Here is a 15,039-nt window from a genome sequence, read left to right on the forward strand (position 1 = left end):
TCTCGAGCATGAAGATGATGAAAAAAACGTTCTGGTTGTCCATTCCGGTTGCCATGGCGGTCGGTATGACCGGCTGTGCTTCCAATGGTGCCGATAATCAGCAGCAGGGTGGCGGCAACACCAAAGCCTGGAGCGGTGCCGGCATCGGTGCCGTGGCTGGTGCGGTTGCCGGTGCGTTGACCGGCGATGGTGGCAGCAGCACGCGGGACCGTGCGCTGATCGGTGCAGCCGCCGGCGCGGCCGCCGGTGGCGGTATCGGTGCCTACATGGACTCCCAGGAGAAAGAGCTGCGAAAAAGCCTGGATGGCACGGGTATCGGCGTCGAGCGTGATGGTAATAACCTGATCCTCAACATGCCGAGCAGCGTCACGTTCGATGTCGATGCCAGCGATCTGCAGACGCCGGCGCGCCAGGCTCTCAATGACGTCAATGCGGTGCTGCGCGCCTATCCGGAAACCCGAATCAACGTGGCTGGTTACACCGACAGCACTGGCGCGGATAGCTACAACCAGAAGCTTTCCGAGCGCCGCGCACAGTCGGTGGCGACCTACCTCGAGCAGGGTGGCGTCGAGGCCGGGCGGATCAACGCCGTCGGCTATGGCGAGACGAATCCGGTCGCCAGCAACGACACCGATGCGGGTCGCGCCCAGAATCGTCGCGTCGAAATTACGCTGACGCCGACGCAGCAGTCCTGAGGTTGGTTTGATCGGCAAGCCGATCTCGAGCGGGCGTGACCTAGGGGTCACGCCCTTTTTGATGGTCGGGCTTTTTGATAACCGTGCGGTTTCGATAGTCGCGCTCCCGCAGAGGGATACACGTTCATGCTTGCCTACCAGCACGCTTACCATGCCGGCAATTTTGCCGATGTCCACAAGCACCTTGGCTTGAGGCGGCTCGTCCAGGCCATGATGGGAAAATCTTCCGCGATCAGTTTCGTCGATACCCACGCCGGTCGCGGACTCTATCCGCTGGCCGCGGCGGAAACGCAGAAACTGGGCGAGTATCATCAGGGTGTCGAGCGTCTGTGGCAGCGTCGTCGCGGTCTCTCCGCCGATTCTCCCATTGGCGAGTGGCTGGCGGCGCTGGCGACGTTGCAAGCCGGTGCCGAGCTGAGTCGCTATCCCGGCTCGCCCTGGTGGCTGGGTTCGGCACTTCGGCCCCAGGACCGGCTGACGCTGTTCGAGTTGCACCCGGCCGAGCATCGGCATCTCGTCGATCAGGCCTTTTCGGCGGAGAGCGCCGTGCAGCGGCGGCATGCGGATGGCCTCAAGGGTCTATCCAAACTGGTACCGGTATCCACGCCGCGACTCTGCGTATTGATCGACCCCAGCTACGAGCGCAAGGCCGAATACGAAGAGGTCGCCGAAACGCTGCGTCAGGTTTCGCGCAAGGTGCGTCATGCGGTGGTTCTGGTGTGGTATCCGCTACTGCCGGCAGATCGCCACCGGAGGATGCTGGAAACGCTGCGGGCCGCCGGCGTTCCCAAGCTGTGGCGCAGCGAGCTGCAGATCCGCGAGCCGATTGCCGACCGGGGGATGTACGGCAGTGGTCTGCTGGTGATGAACCCGCCGTGGCAGCTCGATCGCGAGCTCGATCAGGTCTTTTCCGCGCTGGCGCCGATGCTGGCCGAGGGCGCGACGCATCGCAGTGAGTGGTGGACCGGCGAGGCGTGATGGCAAACATCGCCATCACGCCTCGCGGTTGCTAGACCAGGTTGGAGGTGGGATTGGCCGGGCTTTCGGTGCCTTCGGTTTCCTCGCCCCGAATGGCGGCGATGAACTCGTCGCCCCAGCGCCGGATGTCGTTGTAGCTGACGATATCGTTCAACTGACGTAGCCGCGCCTCGGCTTCTGCGCGAGGCAGGTTGAGCCCCAGATAGCAGGTTCGGGCCAGATCGTGGAGATCGTGCGGGTTGGTCAGGATGGCGCCTTTCAGTTCGGCGGCCGCGCCGGCGAATTCCGACAGCACCAGCACGCCACAGCCCTGGGTCATGCCTTGGGTGGCGGCGAACTCCTTGGCCACCAGATTGAGGCCGTCTCGCAGCGGCGTGATCCACATCACGTCGGCCATGGCGTACCAGGCGACGACTTCCTCGAACGGAAAACCGCGGAAATAGAACTGCACCGGTGTCCAGCCGACATCGGCGAAGCGACCGTTGATGTGGCCGATGGTCTGCTCGATCTGGGTCTGCAGCTCGTTGTAGATGGTCATTTCGCGTGCCGCAGGCACGCAGATGCTGACCAGGGTCACCTTGCCGCGCAGCTCGGGGTTCTCGTCGAGCAGCAGTTCATAGGCCTGAAGTTTCTCGAGAATGCCCTTGGTGTAATCGAGTCTTTCGACCGACAGGATCAGCTTGACCCCGCCGAACTCCTGTCGCAGCTCGGCCATGCGCGAGCTGGCACCTTCCTGATCGAGCGCGTTACGGATCCGAGCGAGATCCAGCCCGACCGGATGGGCGCCCAGACGCACCACGCGAGAACCGGTATCCACGGCCGTGGTCATGGTCTCGAGGCCGACGGCGCAGCCATAGGTCAGAAACCGCGGCGCGCAGCTCTGTCTGGATAGCGTGGTCAGCGGCACCACGCCACGGGCCACATCGACGAAGTTCTCGACCTGACGCGGGATATGGAAAGCGACGTAGTCGCACTGCAACAGACTGCCGATGATCTCGCGTCGCCACGGCAGCACGTTGAACACGTCCGCCGAAGGGAAATAGGTGTGGTGGAAGAAGGCGATCCGCAGATCGGGGCGCATCTCCCGGAGATAGGCCGGGACCATCCACAGGTTGTAGTCGTGAATCCAGATCAGCGCGCCTTCGGCGGCCTCTTCGGCGGTGCGTTCGGCAAAGGCGCGGTTGACCTCGCAGTAGACGATCCAGTCTTCCTCGCGGAAATGCGCGCGCTCCCAGAAGGTGTGCAGCGTCGGCCAGAACGCTTCCTTGGAGAAGCGCTTGTAGAAGGTATCGACCTGAACCTTGGTCAGCGGCACCCGGGCGGCGGTCAGCAGCGGATACTGCTTGGCGTCGACACTGGTATGGGTAACGAAATCCTCTTCGTCGTCCTCTTCATGGATCGACCACGCGATCCACGAACCGCGCTGGTCGGCAAAGAAGCTCAATAGCGTCGGAATGATGCCGTTGGGGGAGGTCGGGCGGCGGCGCTGGATCTTGCCATCGACCCGATACTCTTCGTAGGGCAGCCGGTGATAGACCATCACCAGCTCGGCCTTGCCGGTCTGCGTCTCGTCACGGCGATTCTCGGCGGCGACACCGTGGGCGCCGAGAAAGCCGAAATGGGCGAACGCCTCGATGATGCCGGCGCAGCCGGTCTTCTCGGCGTGCATCACTCGGGTCTGGTTCTGGGTCTGCTCGAGCAGAGCCGGCTCCGATCCGCCGACGCAGACCGACTTGAAACCGGCGGTGAGCATAGCGAGGTCGTTCATGGTGTCACCGGCGACCAGCACCTCTTCGCTGTCGATCTCGAGCCACTCGACCAGCTTCTTCAGACTGCTGCCCTTGTTGACGCCCTTGGGCAGGAAGTCCAGATAGCGTCCTGCCGAGTAGAGCATCTCGCAATCCAGCTCCCTGGCCAGCGTGATCAGCGCGTCATCCTGGGCCCGCTCGGGCGGGCAGTAATAGGAGCAGCGTCGCAGCTGTGGCTCGTCCTGCCGAACCACGTCCGGAAAACGTTGCAGGGCGGAAGCAATGCGGGACTCGCCCGGCCAGCTCGTGTCGATCTCGTTCTGCAGCGGTTGGATCGGCTGCAGCGTATCGCCGAGATAGAGGCTGGCACCCACGTCGGCCACGATATAGTCCGGCTGCGGTAGCGTGGGATCGGACAGTAGCGGCAGGATCGCCTCCAGGCTGCGACCGCTGATGTAGGCCAGCTTGATATCCGGATGGGCGGCGATGGTCTGATAGAGACTGAGGCGGGCTTCGGCGTCGCCGCCGAGAAAGGTGCCGTCGAGATCGGTGGCAAGTAGCATGTGTGGTTCCTCCTGCCCGGCCTCTGAGGACCGGCGCGATTTTCCCTGCGCGAGCGGTTGGCGCGTTCGTCGAATGACTTTGGCTTCGGATTCAGGCTCAAGCCTTGCCGGCCATCTCGACGATTCGCTGGCGCTCGTGCTCTTCATAGAAACTGGGGTCGGCGAACAGATCCTTCTGAACGTCGTCGTACATCATCTCCAGGGCCTGGCTACTGGTCGGCGTCATGGGCTCGAAATGGGCCGTATCGCCGCTGACCAGGACCGATACGTGACGCCGGCGGTAGATCGCGTAGCCGGCGAGCAGCGCCATCACCACGGCGATGTAGAGCGGTAATCCCTGATCGCCGACGCTGTGCATGATCACCCCGGCCAGAATCGGCGCGACGGCACTGCCGGCGCCTTGAACGACCAGCATATCAGCTGAGCCGGCAACGATTTCGTCGGGATGCAACTGATCGATCAACTGGGCCACGGCAATTGGATAGATCGAGAACGACAAGCCGCCCCACAGGAAATACAGTCCGAGCAGCGTCAACGGGTTGGGCGCGAACGGCATGGCGGCGGCAGCGATCGCGGCCAGAATCACCACGTAGGTCATGACACGGGGACGATCGTGGGTATCGGAGAATCGGCCGATCGGTATCTGCAGCAGCGCACCGCCAATGATGGCGCAGCTCATCACCACGCCGACGCCGGCGACGTCGAACCCGACGCTGCGCGCGTAGACCGGTGTCAGGGTCCAGAACGCGCCCATGGCGAGGCCGGACATCGCCGACGCGGCAACCGCCAACGGGGCGAAGCCCAACAGCGCCTTGAGACTGCTCTTGGGGCGGGCGGGGATGACCGGCTGGCTGCGTTTGGTGATCGTGATCGGCAACAGCGCCCAGCTGATCAGAATCGACGCGAGCGCGAACAGCAGAAAGCCATCGGGGCTGTCCAGCCGCAGGATCTGCTGGGCGATCGCCAGCGCCCCCAGGTTGACCACCATGTAGATCGCGAAAACCCGGCCTCGCTGGTGGCTGGCAGCCTGACTGTTGAGCCAGCTTTCGATCACCGTCATCAGGGTAATGAACGAGAGGCCGTAGATCACGCGAAGACCCAGCCACACCCAGGGATTGATGAAGATCAGGTGAAGCAGAGCGGCAGAGGCACAGAGCCCGGCACAGAACGCAAAGGTACGAATGTGTCCCATGCGCTTGATCAGCCGGCCGCTGATCCAGGTACCGCCGATGAACCCGATGAAATACCCGGACATGATGAGACCGATCAGGCTGGTCGAGAAACCCTCGTCGGCGCCGCGCAGTGTCAACAACGTATTGATCAGACCATTGCCGAGCAGCAGCAACGCCACGCTGCCCAGCAACGCACGAATGGGTCGTAACAACGACCACATAGCTTTCTCCTTGCCATGGCTTGAATTCATTCATGCAGTAAGCGTGCCGAAGCCCCTGGCATTCGGAAAAACCGCCATTATTATAAGATGATATTATCGTTTCTTAAGCATAACCATAATCAAGGTTATTCTATGCTTGCACTCTGGAGGTGCAGTCAGGCTGACCCGATTCAGCTTAGCAGCCAAATGCCATGCTGCCGCCAGAAATCAAGGCACCCGCCGTAGCCAAGCTTCGCTGGCGAATTTCTCCTTCGCCAGTGTCTCGGCGGCGGCCAGCTCGTCCTGGCTGAGAGAATCCGGATCCAGCTTGAAACGTGCGGCAAACGATTCGATCATGCGCTGAATGATCGCCTCGCGTGCGAGCCCGGTCTGACGTTTGAGCGGGTCGACGCGCTTGCCGGCACTGGCGGTGCCCTTGTCGGAGAGCTTCTCGCGGCCGATCCTCAGCACCCGGGTGAGCTTGTCGGCGTCGATGTCGTAGGCCATGGTGACGTGATGCAGCACCGCGCCGTTGATCCGTTTCTGGGCGGCGCCGGCGATCTTGCCGCCGGGGGAAGTGATGTCGTTGATCGGCACGTACCATGCCTTGATACCCATGTCGCCCAGCGCCTGGATGACCCAGTCATCGAGAAAGGCATAGCTTTCGACGAAGGTGAGCCCCTGGACCAGGGTTTCCGGCACGATCAGCGACCAGGTGATGGTGTTGCCCGGTTCGACGAACATGGCGCCGCCGCCGCTGATGCGGCGTACGACCTCGATACCGGCGTTGCGGGCGGCCTCGCCATCGACTTCGTTGGCCAGCGACTGGAATACGCCGATGATGATCGCCGCACGATCCCATTCCCACACGCGCAGCGTCGGGCCGCGCCGTCCCGCCGCCACCTCCCGTGTCAGCACTTCATCCAGTGCCATGTGTAGATGAGGGGGCTCCGGTGTCCGATGAATCAGGCCGAAGCGATGATCGCGCCAATCCGAGGTTCGAGAGAGGGCACGGCGAATCACGGTGGCGATGGCGCGCACCGAAAGCCCGACCATCTCTGTCCGGGGAGGGAGTGCCGCCTGGATACGCGCGATCAGGGTGTCGGCGTCTGTATCGACCGGGGCGCCCTCCAGGGCGCGATCGATCGCTTCCAGCGCGTCGTCGGGCTCGAGGAAGAAATCCCCGGACAGCTGCACCGAGGCCAGCCGTTCATCGCGGACGATGACATCCGCCACCAGCAATTTGCCACCCGGCACCTTGTATTCACCGTGGCAGAGGCTGCCACCACCGTTGGATAATTCCGACATTACCGCACCTTGACCTGGACATTTTCAGCGCCAGTATAGCGCTCGCGGATGACGGGAAGTGTCGGTCGGCGGTCGAGACGAGTGATACTTGTGCGCGTGCTTCCGCCAATCAGCGCCAGAAGGCTTGATGGATCTCTCTATCGACCTGGGCGCGCGTCAGGCCGATATCCTTCAACTGCCGTTCATCCAATTGTGCCAGCTGCTGGCGTGTGCGCCAGCGCTGCCAAGGGCCCAGGCGATAGCTGCGACGTTCGATGGGCGGTGCCATGTCTGGACTGACGCTCGAATCGCACCGTGTCGGCTTCCACCGGGCGAAAGTCAGGGAGAGTGAGGAGAGAAGAGCAAGGCGCATGACGGAACTCCGATCGCTGAACGATGGGTTCAGATTACGGAGGCGCGCTTGGGTCATACAGATTCAAGAATACCGAGATTCGATGATACAGATTGGCCCACTGGGCTTCTGTATGCTGAATCTGCGCGTGATCTGTATCGTGTGTTGGAGATTTCCGGCATACACAATGAAGTCACGGATTGACGGAGATGTCTCATGCACCGCTACGAACGATTGGCCGATCATCTGCGCGAGCGTATCCAGACGGGCTATTACCGACCCGCTGATCGGTTGCCCTCGGTCCGGGCGCTGGCGGCTTCGCATGGCGTCAGCCTATCCACCGTGCAGCACGCCTACCACCAGTTGGAAGATGCCCAACTGATCGAGGCGCGGCCCAAGTCGGGCTACTTCGTCTCGCCACAGCGGGAGCGGCCGCTGCTGCCACCGGCCGGTCGAACGGCGCAGCGGCCAGTGGAAGTCTCGCAGTGGGAGCAGGTCCGTGAGGGCACCTGCGTGCTGCCGGATGCCAGCATGCACAATCTGGGCCGCGGGATGCCGGACATCGATGCGCCGACACTCAAGCCGCTGCTGCGGGCGCTGTCCCGCGTCAGCCGGCGTCAGGATCTGATCGGGCTCAACTACGATACGCTGCATGGCCGTCCCGAACTGCGCGAGCAGATCGCGCGACTCGCGACCGGTCACGGCTGCCGGCTGCACCCCGACGACATCGTGGTCACCACCGGCTGTCACGAGGCGATCTCGATCGCCATGCGCGCGGTGTGCGAACCCGGCGGCATCATCGCGGTGGATTCGCCGAGCTTCTATGGTGCGCTGCAGTCGATTCGTGCCTACGGCATGAAGGCGATGGAGATCCCCACCGATCCCGACACCGGGATCAGCCTGGAGGCGCTGGAGCTGGCCCTGGAGCAGTGGCCGATCCGCGCCATCCAGGTGACGCCGACCTGCAACAATCCGTTGGGCTATACGCTGTCGCTCGAACGCAAGCGGGCCCTCTACGCCCTGGCGCAGCGCTTCGATGTGGCGATCATCGAAGACGACGTCTACGGCGATCTCAGCTACGCCTTTCCACGGCCGGCGACGATCAAGTCGTTCGACGAGGATGGCCGGGTGCTGTTGTGCAGTTCGTTTTCCAAGACCCTGGCCCCGGGGCTGCGCATCGGTTGGATCGTGCCAGGCCGCTATCACGAGCGGGCGCTGCACATGAAGTACGTCGGTACCGGCGCCACCGCCACCCACGGGCAGATGGCGGTGGCGGAGTTCATCCGCGAGGGGCACCACGATCCGCACCTGCGCCGGATGCGGGCCCAGTATCAGCGCAATCGCAACCTGATGCTGGACGTGATCGCCGACGCCTTTCCGGCCTCGACCCGGGTCAGCTACCCGGCCGGGGGCTTCATGCTATGGCTGCAGTGCGAGGGGGATATCGACACCGTCGCGCTCAACGAGCGGCTGATGGCGGAGGAGATTCGTATCGCCCCCGGCGTGATGTTCTCCGCCACCGGCAAGTACCGCCACTGCCTGCGCTTGAACCACGCCGTGTTCGATGCCGAGATCGCCCATGCGGTGATGCGCGTGGGGCGGCGTGTGACGGAGATGCTGGCGCAGCGGGCCGACGTCGCACGGCCGGAGACGGCCTGATCCTATGCCCTCGATCAGGCCGCTCGGTTGCCGCGCCCGATCTTGGCGCTCAGTCGATCAGGCGAGTCACTTCGGCGGCGATTGCTTCGCCCAGCAGACGCTGCTGATCGGGTTCGAAGTGCACGCCGTCGACTTCACTAACCTGGATCAGGGTGCCGGCGTCGATGAAGCCGACCCCCGCCTCCCGCGCCATCTTGCGGTAGCGGCTCGCCAACTGGCGCGACTTGCGCTCGCCGCCGGCGAAGATACCGGCCAGGGGACCGATCTCACGGATCGGCGCCGGCGCGATCAGCAGCACCTTGGGGGCAGCCACGCCGAACTGGGTGCTGACGGTGTCGATCTCCCACAACAGCCGCTGAATGCTCAGGGCAATATCGTCGGGGGTGACGGAAAAACGCGCCTTGAGATCGTTGGTGCCCAGCATCAGCGTCATCACGTCCAGCGGTAGCTGGCTGAGCAGACACGGGCGCAGGTAGCGCAGACCGTTGAGATGCACCCCTTCGATGGGGTCGTCGTGCAGGGTGGTGCGTGCCGGTAGCCCCTCCTCGATCACCCGCCACTCGCTGCCGAGGGCCGCGGCCACCACCCCGGTCCAGCGTGTCTCGAAGGGGTAGCGTGAAAGCGGCCCCAGCGCCCTGACCGGTTCGGTACCGTGGGTGTTGGAGTCGCCGTAGCAGAGCAGGGTACGCGTGGTCATCGTGGATCTCCGGTATGCGGTGGCGTTCAGTATGAACGCGGTACGCAGACCACGGTACCCTGGGGGCGGCTAACGCGTGCGGAACACCAGCGCCACGCCGCCGAGGATCGCGGCCATGCCGAGGATGGCCAGCGGCGAGAGCGCGTTGCCCAGCAGCAGATAGTCCAGCACTGCGGTGACGATCGGCACCAGATAGAACAGGCTGGAGACGTTGACCAGGTTGCCCTGCCGGATCATGCGGTAGAGCAGAAGCTGTGCCAGTACCGAGATCACCAGCCCTAACCACACCACGGCGACTGGCGGGTTGGTATCTACTCACTTCGCTTTCCGCCATTGATTCGATACCGCGTACTACGCCCCCCACCGGGCATCGGTTCCAGGCAGCCCTTCTCGACTAGATCCTGAAGGTGGCGCGTGGCGGTAGCTTTACTGACCTTGGCAACCTTCTGGTACTGAGAAGCACTGATACCATTTTCGAAGCCACATTCGCCGCCTTCCAGCAGGCGTTCGAGTACTTTGATCTGGGCATCCGACAGCGCTGTCTTGGCGTGTCGTTGCCAGAATCGCTGACGCTGGAGCGTGCGTTCGATCTTGGCGATGGCCTCGCGCATCGCGGTTTCCAGGGTTTCCAGGAACCAGACCAACCACTCGGTGATATCCAGACCATCACGCTGGGTGGACTCCAGCACGGTGTAGTAGTCGCTGCGCCTGGCCATGATCGCTTCGGACATAGCGTAAAGCCTGATGCTCTGGGCCTCGGCCTGGGCCAGGGCACGGTCGGTCAGCGCCCGGGTCAGGCGGCCATTGCCGTCCTCGAACGGGTGCAGGGTGATCAGGTGGAGGTGGCACAACCCGGCGCGTATCAGGGGATCCAGGGCGTCGTCGCCGAGACTGGTATTGAACCACTCGACGAAGTGCGTCAATTCTGTCCCGAGGCTCGAGGCCGGCGGCGCTTCGACGTGAACTCTAGGCTGATCGATACGTCCCGAAACCACCTGCATGGGTCCGTCGTCATCCTGGCGTAATTGCCCAGCGGCGATAGGCTGCAACAGCCCAGGTTCCGGGAATAGCAGCGCGTGCCAGCGCAGTAGCGTGTCGAGTGTCATTGGCTTTTGCAGAGCGGTAACCGCCTCGATCATCAGCTCTGCGAGTCCCTCGGAACGCTGCGAGACGGGATAAGTCGATCCATCGCTCACTCCCAATCGTCTGGCCAGCGAGGACCGTAACGATTGTACGTTGAGCCTTTCGCCTTCGATGGCAGAAGAATTGACGATATTGGTCAGCAGTGTGTCTAGGTCTTGTGCCGGATGCGCTGGATCAGCGGGGTGATTCAAACCCAGCAGCTCTCCTTGGCGCAGCGTGGTTCTACGCAGCACTGGCGCTACGATTTCTGACTGCCAGTGGAATGTTGGCCACTGCGGTTGTTGCCAAATCCAGGTTGGCGATGAAGGTGCTGAGGGAGCGATCATGGCGCTGCTCGCTTATTCGATGAGCCGAAAGCATAGCATATTCGGCTCAGAAAATGAGCCGAATAGAAATCCTATTCGGCTCATTCTCGAGTCACTTGCCGATGCAGAAGCTGCCGAAGATTTCGCCGAGAAGGTCATCGGCGGTGAATTCGCCGGTGATCTCGTTGAGAGCGTGCTGGGCCTCGCGTAGATCCTCGGCAAGCAGTTCGCCGGCAGCGGCGCCTTCGAGCTGCGCCGCGCCGCTGTCGAGCGTCCGGGCGGCGCGCTCCAGCGCATCGAGATGGCGCCGGCGGGCCGAGAAACGGCCTTCGGTAGTGGCATCGAAACCCATTACCGCCTTGAGATGCGTCTTCAGGTTATCCACACCCGCACCGGTCTCTGCCGAGATTCGGATCACCGGAGGCGTTGTGGATAAATCGAAGTCGCTGCCTTCGTTGCTCTGGTCGATCTTGTTGCGCACCAGCGTCAGCCGGCCGAGGTCGGGCAAGCGTTCGACGAATTCCGGCCAGATCTCCGCGGGATCGAGTGACGACGTCTCGCGCCCGTCGACCAGCAGCAGTACGCGATCCGCCTTCTCGATCTCCGCCCAGGCACGCTGAACGCCGATCCTCTCCACCGCATCCGGCGTGTCGCGCAGTCCGGCGGTATCGATGACGTGCAGCGGCATGCCGTCGAGATGAATATGTTCGCGCAACACATCGCGAGTGGTGCCTTCGATCTCGGTGACGATGGCGCTGTCACGCTCGGTCAGGCGATTGAGCAGACTCGACTTGCCGGCATTGGGCCGCCCGGCGATCACCACGTTCATGCCTTCGCGCATCAGCGAGCCCTGATTGGCGGCGGCACGGACGGTTTCCAGCGTCTGCCGCAGCGTTGCCAGCCTGGCGGCAACCACGCCGTCGGCGAGAAAATCGATCTCCTCCTCGGGAAAATCGATGGCGGCTTCGACGTAGAGGCGCAGCTGAATCAGCTCGCTGACCAGCTGCGACACGCGTTGCGAGAACTCGCCCTGCAGTGAGCGCAGCGCGTTTTCAGCCGCGGCGCGGGAGCTGGCATCGATCAGATCGGCGATCGCCTCGGCCTGGGCCAGGTCGAGCTTGTCGTTGAGAAAGGCGCGCTCGGAAAATTCTCCTGGACGCGCCAGCCGTGCCCCCAACTGCACACAGCGTTCCAGCAGCATGTCCATCAGCACCGGACCGCCATGGCCCTGAAGTTCGAGTACGTCTTCGCCGGTAAAGGAGTGGGGGCCGGGGAAATAGAGCGCGATCCCTTCATCGATGACGTTGGTGTCACCGTGAAACGCCCCGTAGTGGGCGTAGCGTGGCGTCGGCTGGTGGCCGAGAATGGTCGCCGCCAGCGTTCTCGCCGACGGCCCCGAGACGCGCACGATGCCGACGCCGCCGCGCCCGGGCGGCGTGGCCAGGGCAGCGATGGTGTCCTGACGATAAAGCGGCGCGTTCATGGCAATCTCCGGTCGGTGACTTCGGGGTGCGGGTTCAGGGCGGCAGGGTCATGCCGCTTTGCGATCTCGCCGAAACAGTGTCCGTGGTCAGGTGTTGAAACGCCAGACCCCCGCCGGGGCGGGGGTCTGGGAGTAGCACAGGCAAGCTCGATATCAGCCTTTGGCTTTCGCGGCCTTGCCGCTGTCGCCGGCATCTTCCTTCAACACCTTGTTGGTGATGAACCACTGCTGGAGGATCGAGATGCTGTTGTTCACGATCCAGTAGATCACCAGGCCGGCCGGGAACCACAGGAAGAAGAAGGTGAAGACAACCGGCAGCATCTTCATGATCTTCGCCTGCATCGGGTCCGGCGGCGTCGGGTTCAGGAACTGCTGCAGCAGCATTGTGCCGCCCATGATGATCGGCAGGATGAAGTACGGATCCTTGGCCGACAGATCGTTGATCCACAACATGAACGGTGCATGGCGCAGTTCGACCGACTCCATCAGCATCCAGTAGAGCGCGATGAACACCGGCATCTGAATGACCATCGGCAGGCAGCCGCCCAGAGGATTGATCTTCTCCTTCTGGTAGAACTTCATCATCTCCTGCGACATGCGCTGGCGATCATCTCCGTACTGCTCCTTGAGCCGTTTCATCTCCGGGCCCATCTTGCGCATCCGCGCCATCGACTTGTAAGCCTTGGCGGCGAGCGGGAACAGCACGATCTTGACGCAGACGGTCAGCAGGACGATGGACCAGCCCCAGTTGCCGATCAGGCCATGGATCTTCTCCAGCAGCCAGAACAGCGGATTGGCCAGGAACCACAGCCAGCCGAAGTCAACGGTCAGCTCCAGGTTGGGTGCCACGGCCTCGAGACGATCCTGCACTTTCGGGCCCACGAACAGGGTGGCAGCGAGCGTCGCCTGCTGGCCGGGTTCGATGGTCCGGTTGGGGCCGGCAAATGCGGCAACCGTGCGATCGCGGTTGTCGACGTTGCCGTAGTAGAGGTTCTGCTGGTCGGGATTCGGCACCCAGGCGGAAGTGAAGTAGTGCTGGATCATCGCGACCCAGCCGCCTTTCACGTCGCGGTTCTGGAAGTTGCCCTTGCGGATATCCTCGAAGTCGACCTTGCTGTATTTCTCTTCAGGCGAAGAAAATGCGGTGCCCAGGAACGAGTGCATGCCGACGCCCTGGCCGCTGGTCGGATCGGGGCTCTGGTCGCGTGCCAACTGGCCGATGAAGCGGGCGGTGACCGGTTGCTGGCTCTCGTTGTCGATCAGGTATTCGACCTTGACCGCATAGTCGTCACGCTTGATGACGAAGCGCTTGATGATATCGACGCCGTTGACGCTGCCATGCAGGTCGACATTGATCGAGTCCTCACCTTCGCTGAGCTGGTAGCTGTTCTGGTCGGCGGTGAACGGAATGCGACCCGAATGCCCTTCAATCTGCAGCCCGGACTTGGCCACGTAGCTGCGCACGTTGTTGTCGCTGAGCAGCACGAAAGGGGTATTGGAGTCGAGGGCCTGATCATGACCGAACAGCGCTGCGTAGACGATATCGCCGCCGTTGGGATTGATGCGCAGATCCAGCACGTCGCTCTGGACCTGGATCAGATTGCTGCCCTGAGCCGGATCGGCGTCAGCGGGCATGTCGTCCTGAATCGGTTTGGCGTTGCCGTCACTGTCCGTCGGTACGGAAAGCGTTCCGCCTTCGCTGCTGTCGCTGTTACCCGCAGAGGCCGCCATCTCCGGCGCCGGGTTGTTCACGACGTTCTGACCGTAGTCCTGATTCCACTGCATGATCAGCAGATAGGCCAGTACGGCCAGCGGAATCACGAAAAGGAGTCGTTTCAAATCCATATAGAGGTCTGCCCGGTAAGGGAGTGGGTCAGTGGGCGCCGGGCATCGACGGTCGACCGGCGGAGCTCGCCGATGCGTCCTGGCCTTCGGCGCAGGGAGGTCCGATCAGGATGACGAGGCGTCTTGGCGCGTCTGACGGGCGGACTTTTCCAGGCGCTTCCACATGCCATTGAGCTGGCGAGAGAAGCTGGCGTTGTCCAACTCGTGTACCCCTCGTCGAGCGAGGATGACGATGTCCACTGCCGGTAAACGATGCTGTTGATGGCGAATGGATTCGCGCACGAGGCGTTTGAGACGGTTGCGGTCGACGGCACGGCGCACGTTCTTTCTGCTGAAGATCAACCCGATCCGCGGATGGCCCAGAGCGTTGGGTCGGGCCAACGCGAGCAATCCTTTACCATGGACCTTGTAAGGCGCGTGGTCGAAAACGTGCTTGTAGTCCCCGGCGTTCAGCAAGCGAAGCTGCCGGGGAAAACGCTGATCAGACACCCGGTATCCGATCAGGCGCTAAGACGCTTACGACCTTTGGCGCGACGACGAGCAATCACCTGACGGCCGTTTTTGGTGGCCATGCGGGCGCGAAAACCGTGGACGCGCTTACGCTTCAGAACGCTAGGCTGGAAAGTACGTTTCATAGCTGCTGATTCCCAATTAGTTGATTTCTAAAGAAAACGGGTTGAAACGGGATGCCCGATACGTTTGCGGGAAGCGGGCTCGCTCGACTCAAGAGCGGGAATTCTAGTGAATCCGCGGTTCCGGTGCAATTTTTCCTTGAATTATCCACACCCTGTTCGGGGGCTGTCGCCGGCCGAAACGAATCTTGTGGGATGCTGAGGGAGTGCCGAATTCCCGCTGGCTCGCGTGGAACGGACAGCGGTCGAATCCCGAGGTGAGATCGCAGTTCACTGACGG

General features: G+C 62.6%; 14 protein-coding genes. 3 read left to right on the forward strand and 11 right to left on the reverse strand.

The genetic code is table 11. The annotated features are described in order from the left end of the window. Positions 1 to 17 precede the first annotated feature (17 nt). Both DOM36_RS20580 and rlmJ read left to right on the forward strand, forming a co-directional pair. On the forward strand, positions 18 to 695 hold the full coding sequence (locus DOM36_RS20580) for an OmpA family protein (protein WP_075570127.1): 678 nt from the start codon (positions 18 to 20) through the stop codon (positions 693 to 695). A gap of 126 nt (positions 696 to 821) precedes the next feature. Next, the gene (gene rlmJ / locus DOM36_RS11810; RefSeq protein ID WP_110643197.1) at positions 822 to 1,673 is read left to right on the forward strand and encodes a 23S rRNA (adenine(2030)-N(6))-methyltransferase RlmJ; all 852 of its coding nucleotides are present in this window, start codon (positions 822 to 824) and stop codon (positions 1,671 to 1,673) included. A 31-nt stretch (positions 1,674 to 1,704) separates the two neighbouring features. On the opposite strand, the gene ggpS is transcribed toward rlmJ, so the two are convergent. The 4 genes from ggpS to DOM36_RS11830 form a co-directional block, all read right to left on the reverse strand. Beyond that, positions 1,705 to 3,984 (reverse strand): glucosylglycerol-phosphate synthase, encoded by a 2,280-nt coding sequence (gene ggpS, locus DOM36_RS11815; protein WP_110643198.1) that lies wholly within the window; start codon positions 3,982 to 3,984, stop codon positions 1,705 to 1,707. Positions 3,985 to 4,081: 97 nt separating this feature from the next. Continuing rightward, the gene (locus DOM36_RS11820; RefSeq protein WP_075570055.1) at positions 4,082 to 5,377 is read right to left on the reverse strand and encodes an MFS transporter; all 1,296 of its coding nucleotides are present in this window, start codon (positions 5,375 to 5,377) and stop codon (positions 4,082 to 4,084) included. Positions 5,378 to 5,584: 207 nt separating this feature from the next. Beyond that, a complete protein-coding gene (locus DOM36_RS11825; protein WP_110643199.1) occupies positions 5,585 to 6,664 on the reverse strand; it encodes a biotin/lipoate A/B protein ligase family protein in 1,080 nt (359 codons plus the stop codon). A gap of 109 nt (positions 6,665 to 6,773) precedes the next feature. Next, positions 6,774 to 7,016: a DUF1127 domain-containing protein gene (locus tag DOM36_RS11830; protein ID WP_232823809.1), complete on the reverse strand. Its 243-nt coding sequence runs from the start codon at positions 7,014 to 7,016 to the stop codon at positions 6,774 to 6,776. A 195-nt stretch (positions 7,017 to 7,211) separates the two neighbouring features. On the opposite strand from DOM36_RS11830, the gene DOM36_RS11835 reads away from it, so the two are divergent. Continuing rightward, positions 7,212 to 8,654 carry a PLP-dependent aminotransferase family protein gene (locus tag DOM36_RS11835; protein ID WP_110643201.1) on the forward strand — a complete coding sequence of 481 codons (1,443 nt, stop codon included), beginning with the start codon at positions 7,212 to 7,214 and terminating at the stop codon, positions 8,652 to 8,654. Between the two features lie 49 nt (positions 8,655 to 8,703). Here the strand turns inward: DOM36_RS11835 and DOM36_RS11840 are convergent, their stop codons facing one another. From DOM36_RS11840 to rpmH, 7 genes are all read right to left on the reverse strand, one after another. Beyond that, the gene (locus DOM36_RS11840; protein ID WP_110643202.1) at positions 8,704 to 9,351 is read right to left on the reverse strand and encodes an SGNH/GDSL hydrolase family protein; all 648 of its coding nucleotides are present in this window, start codon (positions 9,349 to 9,351) and stop codon (positions 8,704 to 8,706) included. 69 nt (positions 9,352 to 9,420) lie between these two features. Further along, positions 9,421 to 9,642: a DMT family transporter gene (locus tag DOM36_RS11845; RefSeq protein ID WP_232823810.1), complete on the reverse strand. Its 222-nt coding sequence runs from the start codon at positions 9,640 to 9,642 to the stop codon at positions 9,421 to 9,423. Positions 9,643 to 9,662: 20 nt separating this feature from the next. Further along, positions 9,663 to 10,820: a Fic family protein gene (locus tag DOM36_RS11850; RefSeq protein ID WP_110643203.1), complete on the reverse strand. Its 1,158-nt coding sequence runs from the start codon at positions 10,818 to 10,820 to the stop codon at positions 9,663 to 9,665. A gap of 91 nt (positions 10,821 to 10,911) precedes the next feature. Beyond that, a complete protein-coding gene (mnmE, locus tag DOM36_RS11855; protein ID WP_110643204.1) occupies positions 10,912 to 12,282 on the reverse strand; it encodes a tRNA uridine-5-carboxymethylaminomethyl(34) synthesis GTPase MnmE in 1,371 nt (456 codons plus the stop codon). Between the two features lie 153 nt (positions 12,283 to 12,435). Then, a complete protein-coding gene (gene yidC / locus DOM36_RS11860; RefSeq protein WP_110643205.1) occupies positions 12,436 to 14,127 on the reverse strand; it encodes a membrane protein insertase YidC in 1,692 nt (563 codons plus the stop codon). Positions 14,128 to 14,232: 105 nt separating this feature from the next. Next, on the reverse strand, positions 14,233 to 14,616 hold the full coding sequence (rnpA, locus tag DOM36_RS11865; protein ID WP_110643206.1) for a ribonuclease P protein component: 384 nt from the start codon (positions 14,614 to 14,616) through the stop codon (positions 14,233 to 14,235). 11 nt (positions 14,617 to 14,627) lie between these two features. Beyond that, positions 14,628 to 14,762 carry a 50S ribosomal protein L34 gene (rpmH, locus tag DOM36_RS11870; protein WP_019019264.1) on the reverse strand — a complete coding sequence of 45 codons (135 nt, stop codon included), beginning with the start codon at positions 14,760 to 14,762 and terminating at the stop codon, positions 14,628 to 14,630. Between the last annotated feature and the right edge of the window lie 277 nt (positions 14,763 to 15,039).

Source organism: Salinicola sp. CPA57, assembly GCF_003206035.1.
Classification (GTDB): domain Bacteria; phylum Pseudomonadota; class Gammaproteobacteria; order Pseudomonadales; family Halomonadaceae; genus Salinicola; species Salinicola socius.